We start from the raw sequence: 15,553 nt of genomic DNA on the forward strand, positions 1-15,553 counted from the left end.
TCGTTTCTTATGGGCGCCTGGCTAGACGCGAATGCTCATGCCATCGCTCAGGCTGTAGCGATAGGCGCGGGCGGCGGGCAACAGGCCTATCACCATGCCGGCCAGCCAGACCAGCCCCAGCAGTTGCCACTCGTGGGCGCTTGGCAGCCCCAGGCTCAATTGCAGGCCATAGTGACCGAGCAGCCAGGGGGTGGCAAGGGCTTGGCCCAGGTAGAGCGCGGCCACCCCGAGCGCAATGCCGGCGGTGGTGAGGGCCATCGCCTCCAGCGCCAGCAGCAGGAACAGGTGGGAGGGGCCGGCGCCGAGGGAGCGCAAGATGGCAAGCTCACGGCGCCGCTCGTTGAGGCCGGCCAGCAGGGTGGTCAGCATGCCGATGAGGCCTGCCACCACCACGAAACCGGCGATCACCGACAGCGCCGTCTCCGCCACGCTCATCAGGCTCCACAGCTCCTGCAGGGCGGCCCCCGGCAGGATCGCCATCAGCGGCTCGCCCCGGTAGGTATTGACGCTGCGCTGCAGCTGGAACGCCAGGATCCGGTTGCTGAGCCCCACCATGAAGGCGGTGATGGTCTTGGGGGTGAGATCCTGCGCCAGTGCCTGCTCGGCGGTCACGTTCTTGCTGTGACGGCCGGTGTCCCAGCCCAGGTGGATCGCCTCGATACCGGCCAGCGGCACATGGATGGTGCGATCGATGGGGGTGCCGGTCGGTGCCAGGATCCCCACCACCTTGAACGGCAGGTTGTCGTGCTGACTGAACGAGGTGTTGCCGGCGCCGTGGGCGATGACGATGGACTGCCCCAGGTGATAGCCGAGCTTCTCGGCCACCTGGGCGCCGAGCACAGCCTCGAACGGCGTGTCGAACGCTCTCCCTTCCCGCAGCTCCAGTGCCTGCTGCTGGCCATATTTGAGGTGGGTGAAGTAGTCGCCATTGGTGCCAAGCACGCGAAACCCCTTGTGGGAGTCGCCAAGGGAAAGCGGGATGGTCCAGGCGATGCCGGGTTGTTGCTTGATGGCCTGATAGGCGTCCCAGCCCACGTTGTTGGTGGGATTGCCGATGCGAAACACCGAATAGAGCAGCAGGTTCACCTGGCCGGAGCGGGCGCCGACGATGAGGTCCGTGCCCGACACCGTGTTGGCGAAGCTCTCGCGCGCCTGATTGCGCACTCGCTCCACTCCGAGCAGCAGGGTGACGCTGATGGCGACCGCCAGCAGGGTGAGCCCGGCGGTGAGGCGGCGGGCCCAGAGGCTTTGCAGGGCGAGTTTCAGCATGTTGCCCTCCGGTTCAGTTGTTGCAGGTTCTCCACCCGCGGGAAGAGCGGCTCGAGGTAGGGGTCGTGGCTGACGAAGACCAGGGTCGAGCCCTGCTTGTCGCACTCCTCGAACAGCAGCTTGATGAAGGCGGCCCGGTTGTCGGTATCCAGCGCGGAGGTGGGCTCGTCGGCGATCACCAGCGGTGGCGAGCCGATCAGCGCGCGGGCGGCGGCCACCCGTTGCTGCTGGCCGATGCTGAGGGCATGGACGGGCCTGTGCAGCGCCTCCTCGGGCAGTTGTAATTCCCGCAGCAGGCGGCGCGCCTCGTCGGCCGGGCTGCCCTGCAGCCGGGCCCGCTTCTCGGGGGAGAAGGTGAGGGCGCTGGTGACGTTGTCCTGCACGGATAAAAACGGCAGCAGGTTGAACTGCTGGAAGATGTAACCCAGATTGGCCGCCCGGAAGTGGTCACGGGCCCGGCCAGAGAGCCGGGCCAGCGGTTGGCCCAGCACCTCCAGGGTGCCGTGGTTGGCGGTCTGGATCCCGGCCAGCAGGCCGAGCAGGGTCGACTTGCCCGAACCGGACGGTCCCTTGATGAACACCCGTTCCCCCTCGCCGATGGTGAGGGCGGGAAGATCGAGTACAACCTCGTGACCCGGCCAGGAAAAGGCCAGATCGCGGATCTCAACCACGGCATTTTTCATGGCGTTACCAGCTCAGTTTGTTGGCGGAGGGGGTCAGCTCGGCCGCGGTCTGGCCGCTGGGCAGGATGCCCTGCACGCTCAGCTTCTCCAGGCTCGGATAGACGCTGAACAGGGTGGCTTCCAGCCCGGTCAGTTTGGCTGGCTCCGCGCAGGTGTAGGTGTACATGGCACCCATGTCGGCGTGACCGGCATCGTCGTGCTGGTGTTCGTCGTGCTTGCCGTCAGACTTCTGGTGGTCATGGTCATGGTCATGGTCATGGTCATGGTCGTGATCTTCCTTGGCGGCCTGCAGCGCCTGCTGGGTCAGCGTGCAGCCGGCGGCCGGGTCGAAGCGCAGCAGGGCATCGGGTTGCTTGAGCTGAGCCACTGCCTTGGCGTATTGCGCCTTCTCGTCATCGCTCTTGGCGGCGTGCTCGAAGCCCACCAGATCGGCGGCGGGGGCCTGCAGCTCGATCATCAGCTGGTTGCCATCGAGCACCAGGTTGAGGTGGCCGTGGCCGTGCTCGTGGGCACCGTGGCCGTGACTGTCGTGTTCATCGTGGTTTGCCTGCACGCCAAATGCGGCGGCCGCCAGTAACAGGGTGACTGCTTTCATCGTTAATCCTTTGAAAAATTTATTGAAAAATGGATTTAGCCGGATAAGCGATGAAGTGGTGGCGGTGCGCGAATGCGGCACTGACCTGAGGGGGTGGCATGAGGTTTGGGCAAGGCGGCATCAAGGAGCTTGCCGATGACGAGCTGTGGCGAGGGGATGACCTGGGTTGGGGTGAGTGCCAGCTTGCCATCCAGATGCAGGGCGCAGAGGACGCAGGCGTGGTTGTGGCCGGGCAGGTCGGCTTCCAGCGGATGTTGTGCCAGCACGGGTTGCAGCCACAACCAGCCCAGCAGCAGCAACCAGATTTTCAGCTTGGTACGACCCATAGACCCCTATCAAAGGGGCGCCATCAGCGCCCCTTTATCTCTGGCTTAGAGATGGGACTGGATGAGCCCCATCACGGTAGCGATATTGTTGGCATCGAGCTGACCGTCCTTGACGAACAGCACCTTGCCCTCTTTGTCCAGCAGGATGATGGCCGAGCTTTCCGGCGCCAGATCCCAGGCGTTGCGGGCCATGCCCTTGGCATCCAGCACCATGGCGGACCAGGGGAATTCCTTCTTGCTGTCCTCGGCACTGCTCTTCACAAAGCCGGAGGTACCCCAGATGGCGTCATTGCTGTTGATGATGGTGACGGTCTGGTACTTGTCGTGGGGCAGCTTGGCCGCCTTGATCGCTTCGATCATGGGGGCGTTGAGCTCCTTGGCGCTGGAACGACCGGCGATGTGCTGGATCAGAAAGACCTTGCCGGCCAGCACCTTGCTTTGCCAGGGCTGATAGCTGATCTCTTTCTCTTTCAGAACCAGTTCACCCTTGTCGCCGATGTTGACCAGCGGAACCTGGGCCGATTCCTTGATGTTGTGAGCCAGGGCCAGCGTTGGCAGCAGCGCCAGAGTAAGTACGAGATGTTTCATCCTGATGACACTCCTTTTGTTATGTTATAACGATTTTTGCATTGAGGGAATGGGGCCGAACTCATCCTAAACTGATCGGATCTGTTTAAAAAGTGTTAAATAAAAGCCGGCATTGAGGTGTTCGACTGCCCGCCAGCACGGGGGCTGGTGGACAAAGGCGGCTAGGATGGCACGCAGTCGATAAAAATCAATTGCTTATAAACTGGTTTGAGGAGTCTGGCCGCGCTCTGCAGCCAGACTTGAGGAAGGGGATAGGCCTCAGTAGAGCGGTTCGCTCACCAGCGGGATCTTGGCCATGGTCATCTGCTGGGCCAGCAGGGGAGAGCCGGTCAGCAGAATGTGGCGCTGGTTGCCGATCACCACTGTATCTCCTTTCAAACCACTGTCGGCAGTGATGGCCAGCCAGGCTGGCGAGACGCTGCCGATGCTGATGTTCGGATAGATGATGCTGAGCATGTACTGGGGGGCCAGCTCGGCCAAGAGGCTTGCCATCAGCAGCGCCTTCTCGTCGCTGTCCGCCTTGTTGTTCTGCAAGGCCTGCAGCGGCGGTGCGAAGTGGTCCATCTGTTCGGGCGGAGTAGGGATGCCGCTCAGCCACTCCTGCAGCAGGCCGACGCTGGTGGCGAGATCCTTGGCCAGGAACTGTTTCGCCAGGGGCCTCAGGTCGCCCTTGAACTGGTAGAACAGCTGGGAATAGTTGGGGCGCACGCAGGGCAGCTTGCGGTTGGCGGGGTGAACGCAGGGCACCACCCGCATCTGATAGAAGGCGTCGTCCTGATATTGCTGATAGGCCTGCCAGAACAGGGTCGACTCCATGCTATCGTCGTGCAGGGTGAAGGCCTGCTCCAGATTGCGAAACTTGGTGGCGGTCTCAGGGCTGGTCTGGTTGATGAGGTTGATGCTGTTGTAGAGCCGCGGGCTGATGTAGGAGTAGAGGGTTTCCAGCGGATAGTTGAGGGAGGCATCGAGCAGGGTCATCTCGTGGCGACTGGCGGCGATGACCCGCTCGTCCGCATTCAGTTGCAGATGCTTCTGCTGACCGTCGCTCGATTGCCACTGCCAGCTCAGGGTGACCTCGTTGGCCCCGGCCATGGACGCGAACACTAGACTCAACAACAGACCTTGTGCCAGTTTCATGATGTGCATCCTGCTCGGGGTGATAATAAACAACTAGGTGAGCTGGCCGATTTTGGATGAGTCTGACATTTGTGATTTTGATAACAGATTGATCGGGCTTTTAATTTAATTCTGGAAATAAGTCATGCAGGAAACCGTCATGAAGCGAATCACACCCTTGTTGCTGCTGTTGGCCACGCTGCCGGCCGCGGCGGGGCCTGTCATCGTCAACCAGGGAATGTCCAGTGCGGATACCTTTGCCCTGCGCGACAAGCTGGCGAAGGAACATGAGTGGCAGGAGTGGCTGCGCTTTCAGCAGGCCATCAAGTGGCTTGAGGTGCTGCCGGTGAACTGCGAGCTGATGAGCGATGCTGGCGGCAGTTATCGCTGCGGGGGGAATTACTATCGGCCCTATCAGCAGGATGGACGTGACATCTATATACAGGGGGATCCCAGTGGTGTGACGCCGGGTCAACGCCCGCAACAACCCACGAAAAAGGCGCCCTGAGGCGCCTTTTTCACGAAGGTTACGCTTACTTGGCAGCGTAACGCTCGGCAGAGCTCTTGATCTCTGCTTCGGCAGCGGCCTTGTCGCCCCAGCCTTCAACCTTGACCCACTTGCCAGCTTCCAGCTCTTTGTAGCGCTCGAAGAAGTGCTGGATCTGGGCGCGCAGCAGCTCGGGCAGATCGTTCACATCTTGGATGTGGTCGTACTGCTTGGTCAGCTTGGAGTGCGGAACGGCCACGATCTTGGCGTCTTCGCCAGATTCGTCGGTCATCTTCAGCACGCCAACCGGGCGGCAGCGAATGACGGAGCCGGCCAGCAGCGGGTAGGGAGTCGGAACCAGCACGTCAACCGGATCACCATCCAGAGACAGGGTGGCGTTCACGTAGCCGTAGTTGCACGGATAGAACATCGGGGTAGACATGAAGCGATCAACGAAGATGGCACCGCTGTCCTTGTCGACTTCATATTTGATCGGGTCGGCGTTCTGCGGGATTTCGATGATGACGTAGATGTCGTCGGGCAGGCTCTTGCCAGCCGGTACCAGATTCAGGCTCATGACGTTTCCTTTGAGTGTTGGAGTCAAGTTTGCAGGCCGATATTATAGCGATGTCGCGTCAAATGACCATATTTCAGGGCCACTGCGACAGAGTTGGTGGATACCGTGCAGCTTGGGTCTGCCAAATTGCCGTCACCTTGTTAGAATGCGCACTTCCCTTTACTGCGAAAGGAAGCGGTATGCATATTCACATTCTCGGGATCTGCGGCACCTTCATGGGTGGTCTGGCGGTGTTGGCAAAACAGCTTGGTTATCGGGTCACCGGCTCTGACGCCAACGTCTATCCCCCCATGAGTACCCAGCTCGAGCAACAGGGCATCGAACTGACCGAAGGCTACGATCCTTCCCAGCTCGATCCGGCGCCGGATCTGGTGGTGGTCGGCAACGCCATGAGCCGCGGCAACCCCTGTGTGGAGTATGTGCTGGATCGCAATCTGCCCTACATCTCCGGCCCCCAGTGGCTGCTGGAGCACGTGCTGCAGGATCGCTGGGTGCTGGCCGTCGCCGGCACCCACGGCAAGACCACCACCGCCAGCATGCTGGCCTGGGTACTGGAATACGCCAAGCTGGAGCCCGGTTTCCTCATCGGCGGCGTGCCCGGCAACTTCCCGGTCTCCGCCCGTCTGGGCTCGGCTCCCTTCTTTGTCATCGAGGCGGACGAGTATGACTGCGCCTTCTTCGACAAGCGCTCCAAGTTTGTTCACTACCACCCGCGTACCCTGGTGATGAACAACCTGGAGTTCGACCACGCGGATATCTTCCCGGATCTCGCCGCCATCCAGCGTCAGTTCCACCACCTGATGCGCACCGTGCCGAGCAACGGTCGAGTGCTCTTCCCCAAGGGGGACGAGAATCTGGTTGCCGTACGCAAGATGGGCTGCTGGAGCGAAGTGGAGCTGGTGGGTCAGGACGATGCCAAGTGGAAGGCAGTCAAGCTGGCCGACGATGGCTCTGCCTTCGAGGTATGGCTGGACGGGGTGAAGCAGGGCGAGGTGCACTGGGAGTGCATCGGCGAGCACAACGTCAACAACGGCCTGATGGCCATCGCCGCCGCCCGCCATGCCGGTGTCATGGTGGAGCACGGCATAGCGGCCCTCTGCCAGTTCAAGTCTCCCAAGCGGCGGATGGAGCTCAAGGGGGAAGTGGCCGGCATCAGCATCTATGACGACTTCGCCCACCACCCCACTGCCATCGAAACCACCCTCGGCGGCCTGCGTGCCAAGGTGGGCAAGGCCCGCATCCTGGCGGTGCTGGAGCCCCGCTCCAACACCATGAAGCTGGGAGTGCACAAGGAAGAGCTGGCCGGCTGCTTCGACGGCGCCGACGAGGTGTTCTTCTTCCAGCCGCCCAACATCGGCTGGGATCTCGGCGAGGTGACCGCCCACATGACCCGACCGGCCAAGGTGTTCAACGATCTGGAAACCCTGATCAACCGGCTGGTGGCCGAGTGCCGCGATGGCGATCATATTCTGATCATGAGCAACGGCGGCTTCGGCGGCATTCATGACAAGCTGATCGCCCGCCTCAAGGACTATCACGGCCAGCTATGAACAAAGCGATCACCCTGGCGCTGACCGGCGCCTCCGGCGCCCCATATGCCCTGCGCCTGCTGGAATGCCTGGTGCAGGCGGACTATCGGGTCTACCTGCTCGCCTCCTCGGCGGCTCGTGTGGTGCTCAAGACCGAGCAGCAGCAGGAGTGGCCGGGCTCGCCGAAAGAGCTCTCTGCCTTTCTCTGTCGCCAATATGGCGCCAAGGAGGGGCAGATCGTCGCCTGTGGCAAGGAGGAGTGGTTCTCGCCGGTGGCTTCGGGCTCGGCAGCGCCCAAGCAGATGGTGGTCTGCCCCTGCTCCATGGGCACCGTCTCGGCCATTGCCAACGGCACCTCCGACAACCTGCTGGAGCGGGCGGCGGACGTGGTGATCAAGGAGCGCGGCCAGCTGATCCTGGTGCCCCGCGAGAGCCCTTTCTCGGCGATCCACCTGGAGAACATGCTGAAACTGGCCCGCCTTGGGGTGACCATCATGCCAGCGGCGCCGGGCTTTTATCATGAGCCGAAAAGCATCGCGGATCTGGTGGACTTCATGGTGGCGCGGATCCTCGATCATCTGGGGATCGAGCACGAGCTGACCCGCCGCTGGGGCTACGCCAAAGGGTGAGATGAGCGAATAGCGGACAAACAAAAGCGGCGCCGACCTGAACAGTTCGGCGCCGCTTTTTTGCTGGAGCGGATTAGGCTGCCTGGATGGGGGCGGTTACGTACTTGAACAGAAAATCGGTCACCTCTTCCCGGCTCGGGCGTTGTGGCTGATTGATCATCTGCATCATGACGTAGCCGAAGCCGGTCAGGGAGCGGGCCAGATCCTGCGCCGACAGCACACTCTGGATCTCGCCGGCATCCATGGCGCGTTGCAGGTGAGGTGCAATGCGTTCCAGAGCCTTGTCCAGCAGCTTGGCGTAACGGGGCCAGACCTCTTCCCGCACCGATGAGCTCCACTCCAGCCAGATGCTGGCGTGGTCAGGCTGATCGTAGGCGGCGTCAACAAACAGCTTCACGTGGCGGCGAATGCTGTCGCTGACCGGGCCCTGGCCGGAGTAGGCCTGTTCCAGCATCTGATGCACGAAACGTTCGATCTCGGCCAACACTTCATCCACCAGCTCTTCACGGGTGTTGAAATAGTTGAACACGGTAGCAACCGAGACCTTGGCCTGTTCTGCGATTTCGGCGTGACCCGCACGGCCGATGCCGCGACGGGAAAACACCTCGATGGCACATTCCATCAATTGATTGCGTCGGGCCTCCGGCGAAAGCCGGGTTCGACGTCTAATTTCTGCGCGTGGTTCCATAGTTTTTTCATCTAATAGTTATTGATTATGGTGTTTATAGTATTGTCACCGATAATGCCCGAGGGCCTGCTAACTCTATCAATTAAAATAAGCCGATAAAAGCATCACGTATGCCTGACGCCCTTCGGCTTGAATGGTAGAATCATCGGTTTTGACGTTAATGAACGGCCAAATTTGCTTTGGCCATTATGGAGTAAGTGATGAAACACACTGTCGAGGTGATGATCTCCGAGGCTGAAGTCGCCGCCCGGATCGCCAAATTGGGTGAAGAGATCACCGCCCGTTACCAGGGCTCTGATGAAGTGGTCATGATCGGCCTGCTGCGCGGCTCCTGCGTCTTCCTGGCCGACCTGTGCCGCCAGACCCAGCTGCCCATCACCCTGGATTTTATGACCGCCTCCAGCTATGGCTCCGGCATGCACAGCACCCGTGACGTGCGCATCCTGAAAGACCTGGATGACGACATCAAAGGGAAGGACGTGGTGATCGTCGAAGACATCATCGACACCGGCTACACCCTCAACAAGGTGCGCGAGATCCTCTCTCTGCGCGAGCCGAAATCCCTGGCCATCTGCACCCTGCTGGACAAGCCGTCCCGCCGTGAAGTACAGGTGCCGGTGGACTGGATCGGTTTCTCCATTCCGGATGAATTCGTGGTGGGCTGCGGTATCGATTATGCCCAGAAGTACCGCAATCTGCCGTTCATCGGCAAGGTAATGCCGCAAGAGTAAGCAAGGTTCAGGAATATGACGGGCAAGGTGGCAGAGCGCCATTTTCTGTCTGCAGGCGGCCTTGGCCGCCTTTTCTGTCTCGAGATGGGATGAGCCATCACAGGGGTTGCAATGAACGCACTGGAAATCAGCGGCCTGAAGAAGACCTATCAGGGGGGCGTCGAAGCCCTTAAAGGCATTGATCTCACTGTCAAACAGGGGGATTTCTTCGCCCTGCTCGGCCCCAACGGGGCGGGCAAGTCCACCACCATCGGCATCATCAGCTCGCTGGTGAACAAGAGTGCCGGCAAGGTGAAGGTGTTCGGCTACGACATCGACACTCACCTGGAAGAGGCCAAGGCCCAGCTCGGGCTGGTGCCGCAGGAGTTCAACTTCAGCCAGTTCGAGAAGGTGATCCAGATCGTCACCCATCAGGCCGGCTTCTATGGCGTGCCGCGGGCCGAGGCCAAGATCCGCGCCGAGAAGTACCTGCGTCAGCTCGACCTGTGGGACAAGCGCGACATGCCGGCCCGCACCCTCTCCGGCGGCATGAAGCGCCGGCTGATGATCGCCCGCGCCCTGATGCATGAGCCCAAGCTGCTGATCCTCGACGAGCCGACCGCCGGGGTGGACATCGAGATCCGTCGCTCCATGTGGAATTTCCTCAAGGATCTCAACGAGCAGGGCGTCACCATCATACTCACCACCCACTATCTGGAAGAGGCGGAGATGCTGTGTCGCAACATCGGCATCATCGACAAGGGGCGCCTCATCGAGAACACCAGCATGAAGAAGCTGCTGGGCAAGCTGGGCCGCGAGACCTTCATGCTGGATCTGGCGCCGGGCTCCGCCGTGCCGAACCTGCCGGAGTTCAACGGCCGCATGCAGGACGAGCGCACCCTGGAGGTGGATCTGGACAAGAGCCAGTCCCTCAACAGCCTGTTCGATCAGCTGTCGAGCCAGCAGGTGCAGGTACTGAGCATGCGCAACAAGGCCAACCGGCTGGAAGAGCTGTTCGTCAGCCTGGTCGAGGAGGGGAGAAAAGCATGAACCTGACCACTTACTACATCGCCTTCAAGAGCATTCTGGCCAAGGAGATCAGCCGCTTCACCCGGATCTGGATCCAGACCCTGGTGCCGCCCGCCATCACCATGAGCCTCTACTTCGTCATCTTCGGCAACCTCATCGGCGGCCGCATCGGTGACATGGGGGGCTTCAGCTACATGGAGTTCATCGTGCCCGGCCTCATCATGATGTCGGTCATCACCAACTCCTACTCCAACGTCGCCTCCTCCTTCTTCAGCGCCAAGTTCCAGCGCAACGTGGAGGAGCTGCTGGTGGCGCCTGTGCCCAACTACGTCATCATCGCCGGTTACGTCGGCGGTGGCGTGGCGCGCGGCCTCTGTGTCGGCCTCATCGTCACCCTGGTGTCGCTGTTCTTCGTGCCGCTGCAGATCCACCACCTGTTCAGCGTCTGCTTCACCGTGCTGCTGACCGCCATCCTCTTCTCGCTGGGCGGCCTCATCAATGCGGTGTTTGCCAAGACCTTCGACGACATCAGCATCATCCCCACCTTCGTGCTGACGCCGCTCACCTACCTGGGCGGGGTCTTCTACTCCATCAGCCTGCTGCCACCCTTCTGGCAGGGGGTCTCCCAGGTGAACCCGATCATCTACATGGTGAACGCATTCCGTTACGGCTTTCTCGGGATTTCCGACGTGCCGCTCGGCACCGCCTACCTCATCATCATCGGCTTCATTGTGGCTCTCTACGGTCTGGCCTGGTGGCTCATCTCACGCGGCACCGGGCTGCGCCACTGATGCAATGCAACGGGCACCTTTCGGTGCCCGTTTCTTTGTTGCCTCTTTTACCTCTCCTGCGCTGGCCCCATCTCGAACAGGGCCAATAACCACCCTTTTATCAAGGCTTTATCCGGCACCTTGTGATCCACCGCAATTTTCAGATTACCCCCAAAGGTATAATTCCCGCGGTTGGAAGGTCTGCGCAATGGCGGCCCTCCGTCTCTTCTTTTTCTCACCAGGGCAGGATCGCCTATGTCACTGATCACCGAGTTGCCAGCCATTTTCGACAGTTTTTCAGATGCCCGCCGGCAGGGCTTTCTGGCCGTGATGGCACTCAAGGAGCGACAGATCCCCCTGGTCGGCACCTACTGCACCTTCATGCCGCAAGAAGTGGTGATGGCCGCCGGCGCCGTGGTGGTATCGCTCTGCTCCACCAGCGACGAGACCATAGAGGAGGCCGAGAAAGATCTGCCCCGCAATCTATGCCCGCTGATCAAGAGCAGCTACGGTTTCGGCAAGACCGACAAGTGCCCCTACTTCTACTTCTCTGATCTGGTGGTGGGGGAAACCACCTGCGACGGCAAGAAGAAGATGTACGAGTACATGGCCGAGTTCAAACCGGTGCACGTGATGCAGCTGCCCAACCGCGCCGATGACGAGGCCTCCCGCACCCTGTGGCGCAGCGAAATAGTCCGCTTCAAGGAGTTGCTGGAGCAGCAGTTTGGCCAACCCATCAGCGAGCACGCGCTGCGCGACGCCATCGTGCTGAAGAACCGCGAGCGCCGCGCGCTGGCCGACTTCTACCGGCTGGGTCAGCTCAACCCGCCGGCGCTGAGCGGCACCGACATCCTCAAGGTGGTCTATGGCGCCACCTTCCGCTTCGACAAGGAGCAGCTCATCGGCGAGCTGCAGGAGATGACCCGCCGCATCAAGGCCGAGTACGCCGACGGCAAGCGGCTCGATGCCCGTCCGCGCATCCTCATCACCGGCTGCCCCATCGGCGGCGCCGCCGATAAGGTGGTGCGTCTCATTGAAGAGCACGGCGGCTGGGTGGTGGGTTATGAGAACTGCACCGGCGCCAAGGCGACCGAGCAGTGCGTCAGCGAGGAGGGCGATCTGTTCGATGCGCTGACCGACAAGTATCTGGCCATCGGCTGCTCCTGCATCTCCCCCAACCACCAGCGCATGAATCTGCTGAGCCAGATGGTGGAGGAGTATCAGGCAGACGGGGTGATCGACGTGATCCTGCAGGCCTGTCACACCTATGCGGTGGAGTCGCTCGCTATCAAACGCCACGTGCGTGATCGCCACGGCATCCCCTACATGGCGGTGGAGACCGACTACTCCAGCGCCGACAAGGGACAACTGGCCACCCGGTTGGCGGCCTTTATCGAAATGCTGTGAGGAGGTGCCGTGTCACTCACCATCGGGATTGACTCGGGCTCCACCGCGACCAAGGGGATCCTGTTCGACCACAGAGAGGGCGGGCGCATCGTCCGCCGCTTTCTGACGCCGACCCCCTTTCGTCCGCTGGCCGCCATCGAGCAAGGCTGGGAGACGCTCTCGGCCGAGCTGCCAGAGCGCCCCCATCTGACCCTGACCGGTTATGGCCGCGATCTGGCGTCGTTCGCCGATCGGCGGGTTACCGAGATCTCCTGCCATGGGCTGGGGGCTCGCCTGCTCTGCCCGTCGGTACACACCGTCATCGACATCGGCGGCCAGGACAGCAAGGTGATCCAGCTCGATGGTGAGGGCAACCTCACCGACTTTCTGATGAACGACAAGTGCGCCGCCGGTACCGGCCGCTTTCTCGAGGTGATCACCCGCACCCTGGGGGCGCGGGTCGAACAGCTCGACGAGCTGCTGCAAGGGGCCGAGCCCCACGACATCAGCAGCATGTGTACCGTGTTTGCCGAGTCGGAGGCGATCAGCCTGCGCTCGGCGGGCATTCCCGCCGAGTCGATCCTGGCCGGCATCGTCCGCTCCATGGCCCGGCGCAGTGCCAACTTCATCGGCCGCCTCGGCGCCAGGCCGACTGTGCTCTTTACCGGCGGTGTCAGCCACTGCGCCACCTTCCGCCACTATCTGGCGCAAGGATTGGGTTGCGACGTGGCCACCCACCCTGACGCCCAGTTTGCCGGTGCGCTGGGGGCGGCCTTGTTCGGTGCGCGCGCCCGCACGGGAGGTAAGTCATGAACGCAGAGTTCCTCTACCTGTTTCACTCCACCCTCGGTACGGTCAGGCTGCGCAAGCGGCTGGAGCAGCAGCCCCACCCGTTTCGGGTCTGCGACGTACCGCGCCGGCTCAGTGCCGGCTGCGGCCTCGCCATCCGCCTGCACTGCCCGCCCGAGGAGTGGCAGCAGTGGTGCCAGCGCGGCGAAACCGCCGCCGTCTTTCGCTGTGACGAAGACGGTGAGTATTGCGAACTGGCCCGCTATCCGGCCGCCGGCTAGGGCATGGTGAGTCCTGCTCGGGGAGTTGGCAGTGGAGGGCATGGATGATAAAGAGCTATCCCGTGGCCGTGTATCTGCGGGTGCTGGCCAGGTTGGCGCTGGGGGGATTTTTCGTCGCCTCCGCCGGGTTCAAGCTGGCTGCGCCGGAGCTGTTCGCCGAGCAGATCGGCGCCTTCGGTCTGCTCTGGTCGCCGTTCATTCCCCTTGCCGTCTGGGGGCTTATCGGGCTGGAGCTCTGCGCAGGCGTGGCGGTCATCGCCAACCGGCGCTGGGGACTGTGGCTGGTGATCGGGCTGCTCGCCCTGTTTATTCCGGTGTTGGGCTATGGCATCGCCATCGGGCTCGACATCTCTTGCGGCTGTCTTGGCAGGGCTGATCTCGGCTCGCTGCCACAGGCCCTCTTGCGGGATCTGCTGCTGTTGACGCTTGCGGGCGCCTTGCTGCGTCACTCCCGCCCCGTTTTTACCGTTCCAAAGGAGCAGTGACATGATGAGATTGCAATCCCGCACCCTGATGGCCTCGCTGATTGCGGCCAGCTTTGCCCTCGGTGGCTGTGGCGACAACCAGTTCGAGCAGGAGACCAAGCTGGAGCAGGCGGCGGTACAGCTCTCCCAGGAGACCCAACAGGGTGGCTATCAGCTGCTGACCGTGGCCGAGCTGAAAACCCGGATGGATAAAGGCGAGGCGCTGGTGATCATCGACACCATGCCGTTCGAGGACTCCTACAAGAAGGAGCATATTCCGGGGGCCAGGAATTTTGCCTTCGTGAAGGAGGCCAGGTCCGGCGATGACTGGAGCCAGATCGTCGAGGGGAGTGGCACGCCCGAGCAGCTGCTGGCCCTGCTGGGGGACGACAAGACCCGTCCGGTGGTGTTCTACTGCGGCTTCGTCAAGTGCGGCCGCAGCCACAACGGGGCCGCCTGGGCGGTCACCCAGGGCTATCAGCAGGTCTATCGGGTGCCGGGCGGAATCTTCGCCTGGAAAGGGGCGGGTTACCCGGTCAGCGCCGAATAGGTCGGAAACGCCCAGATACAACAAAGCCCGCATATGCGGGCTTTGTTGTCAGTGGCGCAGCGGCTCAGGGGCGGGCCAGCGTCACCACCCGGTTGTCGATGAGGCGGGCTTTGCCGAGATACGCCGCCATCAGGATCACCAGCTGCTCGCTCTCATCGGTGGCCGCTTCCAGGGTGGCTGCATCGACGATGTCGATGGCATCGGTCCGAAAACCGGCCTTGTCGAGGCGCTGGCTGGCCTGGGCCACCAGGGAGGGCAGGTGGTGGTCACCTGCTTCAATCTGCTCGGCGATCCAGTTCATGGTGCGCGCCAGCTCAGGGGCCAGGGCCCGTTCGGCGGCGGTCAGGTAGCCGTTGCGCGAGGAGAGTGCCAGCCCGTCTTCGGCCCGCACCGTGGGCACGCCGACGATCTCGATGGGCATCGCCATGTCGGCCACCATCTTGCGAATGAGCGCCAGCTGCTGGTAATCCTTCTGGCCGAAGCAGGCCACGTCAGGCTGCACCAGATTGAACAGCTTGGTAACGACGGTGCTGACGCCGCGGAAGTGACCCGGACGCAGCGCCCCCTCCAGCAGCGTGGAGAGACCCGGCACCTCGACGAAGGTCTGGCTGGCCAGTCCCTGCGGATACATGATCTCCGGGGTCGGCGTGAACACCATGTCCACCCCGGCCGCCTCCAGCGCGGCGCAATCCTGCTCCTGGGTGCGCGGGTAGTTGGCGAGATCCTCGGCCTTGTCGAACTGCATCGGGTTGACGAAGATGCTGACCACCACCTTCTCGGCGTGGCTGTGCGCCTCCTTCACCAGGGTAAGGTGGCCCTGATGCAGGTTGCCCATGGTGGGCACGAATGCGATGGCGCGCCCTTCACGGCGCCATTGGCCGATCTGTTCACGCAGAGCGGCGGGATTGTTAACGACCAACATCAACTGTTCACCTTCGAAAAGATCAAAGAGAGGCGGGCAGGAGCCCGTGCGGATAAGCGCGAAGTGTCAACAAGCGGCATCATCATCGGCGGTTACCTTGGGATGAATCATCAAAAGAGGGGGCTCACTCTGCCCCGGAGGGCGAAACGGGGGCGCAGGCCCCCG

20 protein-coding genes are annotated in these 15,553 nt (G+C 61.9%); 11 read left to right on the plus strand and 9 right to left on the minus strand.

Features of this window, described 5'->3' with window-relative positions:
* Nucleotides 1-21: 21 nt before the first annotated feature.
* The 6 genes from I6L38_RS00755 to I6L38_RS00780 all read right to left on the minus strand — a co-directional run bounded on the left by I6L38_RS00755 (nt 22) and on the right by I6L38_RS00780 (nt 4,598).
* Nucleotides 22-1,269 carry an ABC transporter permease gene (locus tag I6L38_RS00755; protein WP_017781523.1) on the minus strand — a complete coding sequence of 416 codons (1,248 nt, stop codon included), beginning with the start codon at nt 1,267-1,269 and terminating at the stop codon, nt 22-24.
* Complete coding sequence (locus tag I6L38_RS00760; RefSeq protein WP_117405738.1) at nt 1,263-1,952, minus strand: ABC transporter ATP-binding protein; 690 nt, start codon at nt 1,950-1,952, stop codon at nt 1,263-1,265. The genes I6L38_RS00755 and I6L38_RS00760 overlap by 7 nt, the downstream gene beginning before the upstream one ends.
* Nucleotides 1,953-1,956: 4 nt before the next feature.
* Nucleotides 1,957-2,547 carry a DUF2796 domain-containing protein gene (locus I6L38_RS00765; protein ID WP_216989009.1) on the minus strand — a complete coding sequence of 197 codons (591 nt, stop codon included), beginning with the start codon at nt 2,545-2,547 and terminating at the stop codon, nt 1,957-1,959.
* Between the two features lie 35 nt (nt 2,548-2,582).
* Nucleotides 2,583-2,873, minus strand: coding sequence for a hypothetical protein (locus tag I6L38_RS00770; protein WP_216973370.1), 291 nt, complete (start codon nt 2,871-2,873; stop codon nt 2,583-2,585).
* Between the two features lie 45 nt (nt 2,874-2,918).
* Entirely contained in the window at nt 2,919-3,461 is a 543-nt protein-coding gene (locus tag I6L38_RS00775; protein ID WP_005304660.1) for a YtfJ family protein, read from the minus strand.
* Nucleotides 3,462-3,719: 258 nt separating this feature from the next.
* Entirely contained in the window at nt 3,720-4,598 is an 879-nt protein-coding gene (locus tag I6L38_RS00780) for a hypothetical protein (RefSeq protein ID WP_005304657.1), read from the minus strand.
* A gap of 124 nt (nt 4,599-4,722) precedes the next feature.
* Between I6L38_RS00780 and I6L38_RS00785 the strand changes: the two genes are divergently transcribed.
* Entirely contained in the window at nt 4,723-5,085 is a 363-nt protein-coding gene (locus I6L38_RS00785; protein ID WP_162519050.1) for a hypothetical protein, read from the plus strand.
* A 25-nt stretch (nt 5,086-5,110) separates the two neighbouring features.
* Here the strand turns inward: I6L38_RS00785 and ppa are convergent, their stop codons facing one another.
* Entirely contained in the window at nt 5,111-5,641 is a 531-nt protein-coding gene (ppa, locus tag I6L38_RS00790) for an inorganic diphosphatase (protein WP_005304649.1), read from the minus strand.
* Between the two features lie 179 nt (nt 5,642-5,820).
* On the opposite strand from ppa, the gene mpl reads away from it, so the two are divergent.
* Together mpl and I6L38_RS00800 are read left to right on the plus strand one after the other, a co-directional pair.
* Nucleotides 5,821-7,191 carry a UDP-N-acetylmuramate:L-alanyl-gamma-D-glutamyl-meso-diaminopimelate ligase gene (gene mpl / locus I6L38_RS00795; RefSeq protein ID WP_024942490.1) on the plus strand — a complete coding sequence of 457 codons (1,371 nt, stop codon included), beginning with the start codon at nt 5,821-5,823 and terminating at the stop codon, nt 7,189-7,191.
* On the plus strand, nt 7,188-7,799 hold the full coding sequence (locus I6L38_RS00800; RefSeq protein WP_216989010.1) for a flavin prenyltransferase UbiX: 612 nt from the start codon (nt 7,188-7,190) through the stop codon (nt 7,797-7,799). The genes mpl and I6L38_RS00800 overlap by 4 nt, the downstream gene beginning before the upstream one ends.
* 73 nt (nt 7,800-7,872) lie before the next feature.
* Here the strand turns inward: I6L38_RS00800 and I6L38_RS00805 are convergent, their stop codons facing one another.
* Complete coding sequence (locus I6L38_RS00805) at nt 7,873-8,487, minus strand: TetR/AcrR family transcriptional regulator (protein WP_005304640.1); 615 nt, start codon at nt 8,485-8,487, stop codon at nt 7,873-7,875.
* A gap of 200 nt (nt 8,488-8,687) precedes the next feature.
* On the opposite strand from I6L38_RS00805, the gene hpt reads away from it, so the two are divergent.
* The 8 genes from hpt to I6L38_RS00845 all read left to right on the plus strand — a co-directional run bounded on the left by hpt (nt 8,688) and on the right by I6L38_RS00845 (nt 14,466).
* Entirely contained in the window at nt 8,688-9,218 is a 531-nt protein-coding gene (gene hpt / locus I6L38_RS00810) for a hypoxanthine phosphoribosyltransferase (protein ID WP_216989011.1), read from the plus strand.
* 111 nt (nt 9,219-9,329) lie between these two features.
* Entirely contained in the window at nt 9,330-10,247 is a 918-nt protein-coding gene (locus I6L38_RS00815; RefSeq protein ID WP_005304633.1) for an ABC transporter ATP-binding protein, read from the plus strand.
* Nucleotides 10,244-11,017, plus strand: coding sequence for an ABC transporter permease (locus tag I6L38_RS00820; RefSeq protein ID WP_005304632.1), 774 nt, complete (start codon nt 10,244-10,246; stop codon nt 11,015-11,017). The genes I6L38_RS00815 and I6L38_RS00820 overlap by 4 nt, the downstream gene beginning before the upstream one ends.
* A 234-nt stretch (nt 11,018-11,251) precedes the next feature.
* Complete coding sequence (locus I6L38_RS00825; RefSeq protein ID WP_216989012.1) at nt 11,252-12,403, plus strand: double-cubane-cluster-containing anaerobic reductase; 1,152 nt, start codon at nt 11,252-11,254, stop codon at nt 12,401-12,403.
* A gap of 9 nt (nt 12,404-12,412) precedes the next feature.
* Nucleotides 12,413-13,195 carry an acyl-CoA dehydratase activase gene (locus I6L38_RS00830; protein WP_216989013.1) on the plus strand — a complete coding sequence of 261 codons (783 nt, stop codon included), beginning with the start codon at nt 12,413-12,415 and terminating at the stop codon, nt 13,193-13,195.
* Complete coding sequence (locus I6L38_RS00835) at nt 13,192-13,452, plus strand: DUF3343 domain-containing protein (protein WP_017411022.1); 261 nt, start codon at nt 13,192-13,194, stop codon at nt 13,450-13,452. Before I6L38_RS00830 ends, I6L38_RS00835 begins: the two co-directional genes overlap by 4 nt.
* A gap of 44 nt (nt 13,453-13,496) precedes the next feature.
* Complete coding sequence (locus I6L38_RS00840) at nt 13,497-13,937, plus strand: MauE/DoxX family redox-associated membrane protein (protein ID WP_042007044.1); 441 nt, start codon at nt 13,497-13,499, stop codon at nt 13,935-13,937.
* A 1-nt stretch (nt 13,938) separates the two neighbouring features.
* A complete protein-coding gene (locus tag I6L38_RS00845) occupies nt 13,939-14,466 on the plus strand; it encodes a rhodanese-like domain-containing protein (protein ID WP_017780523.1) in 528 nt (175 codons plus the stop codon).
* 64 nt (nt 14,467-14,530) lie between these two features.
* Here the strand turns inward: I6L38_RS00845 and panC are convergent, their stop codons facing one another.
* The gene (panC, locus tag I6L38_RS00850) at nt 14,531-15,388 is read right to left on the minus strand and encodes a pantoate--beta-alanine ligase (RefSeq protein WP_216989014.1); all 858 of its coding nucleotides are present in this window, start codon (nt 15,386-15,388) and stop codon (nt 14,531-14,533) included.
* Between the last annotated feature and the right edge of the window lie 165 nt (nt 15,389-15,553).

The organism is Aeromonas sp. FDAARGOS 1408 (genome assembly GCF_019048665.1).
Classification (GTDB): domain Bacteria; phylum Pseudomonadota; class Gammaproteobacteria; order Enterobacterales; family Aeromonadaceae; genus Aeromonas; species Aeromonas dhakensis.

Bases quoted from the DNA above. Each gene is read 5' to 3' on its own strand.
- I6L38_RS00780 (WP_005304657.1), bottom strand. From the start codon at position 4,598: ATGAAACTGGCACAAGGTCTGTTGTTGAGTCTAGTGTTCGCGTCCATG.
- I6L38_RS00825 (WP_216989012.1), top strand. From the start codon at position 11,252: ATGTCACTGATCACCGAGTTGCCAGCCATTTTCGACAGTTTTTCAGAT.
- I6L38_RS00820 (WP_005304632.1), top strand. From the start codon at position 10,244: ATGAACCTGACCACTTACTACATCGCCTTCAAGAGCATTCTGGCCAAG.
- I6L38_RS00845 (WP_017780523.1), top strand. From the start codon at position 13,939: ATGATGAGATTGCAATCCCGCACCCTGATGGCCTCGCTGATTGCGGCC.
- I6L38_RS00800 (WP_216989010.1), top strand. From the start codon at position 7,188: ATGAACAAAGCGATCACCCTGGCGCTGACCGGCGCCTCCGGCGCCCCA.
- I6L38_RS00755 (WP_017781523.1), bottom strand. From the start codon at position 1,269: ATGCTGAAACTCGCCCTGCAAAGCCTCTGGGCCCGCCGCCTCACCGCC.
- I6L38_RS00815 (WP_005304633.1), top strand. From the start codon at position 9,330: ATGAACGCACTGGAAATCAGCGGCCTGAAGAAGACCTATCAGGGGGGC.
- I6L38_RS00770 (WP_216973370.1), bottom strand. From the start codon at position 2,873: ATGGGTCGTACCAAGCTGAAAATCTGGTTGCTGCTGCTGGGCTGGTTG.
- I6L38_RS00760 (WP_117405738.1), bottom strand. From the start codon at position 1,952: ATGAAAAATGCCGTGGTTGAGATCCGCGATCTGGCCTTTTCCTGGCCG.
- panC (WP_216989014.1), bottom strand. From the start codon at position 15,388: ATGTTGGTCGTTAACAATCCCGCCGCTCTGCGTGAACAGATCGGCCAA.
- I6L38_RS00775 (WP_005304660.1), bottom strand. From the start codon at position 3,461: ATGAAACATCTCGTACTTACTCTGGCGCTGCTGCCAACGCTGGCCCTG.
- I6L38_RS00765 (WP_216989009.1), bottom strand. From the start codon at position 2,547: ATGAAAGCAGTCACCCTGTTACTGGCGGCCGCCGCATTTGGCGTGCAG.
- ppa (WP_005304649.1), bottom strand. From the start codon at position 5,641: ATGAGCCTGAATCTGGTACCGGCTGGCAAGAGCCTGCCCGACGACATC.
- I6L38_RS00785 (WP_162519050.1), top strand. From the start codon at position 4,723: ATGCAGGAAACCGTCATGAAGCGAATCACACCCTTGTTGCTGCTGTTG.
- I6L38_RS00840 (WP_042007044.1), top strand. From the start codon at position 13,497: ATGATAAAGAGCTATCCCGTGGCCGTGTATCTGCGGGTGCTGGCCAGG.
- I6L38_RS00835 (WP_017411022.1), top strand. From the start codon at position 13,192: ATGAACGCAGAGTTCCTCTACCTGTTTCACTCCACCCTCGGTACGGTC.
- mpl (WP_024942490.1), top strand. From the start codon at position 5,821: ATGCATATTCACATTCTCGGGATCTGCGGCACCTTCATGGGTGGTCTG.
- I6L38_RS00805 (WP_005304640.1), bottom strand. From the start codon at position 8,487: ATGGAACCACGCGCAGAAATTAGACGTCGAACCCGGCTTTCGCCGGAG.
- hpt (WP_216989011.1), top strand. From the start codon at position 8,688: ATGAAACACACTGTCGAGGTGATGATCTCCGAGGCTGAAGTCGCCGCC.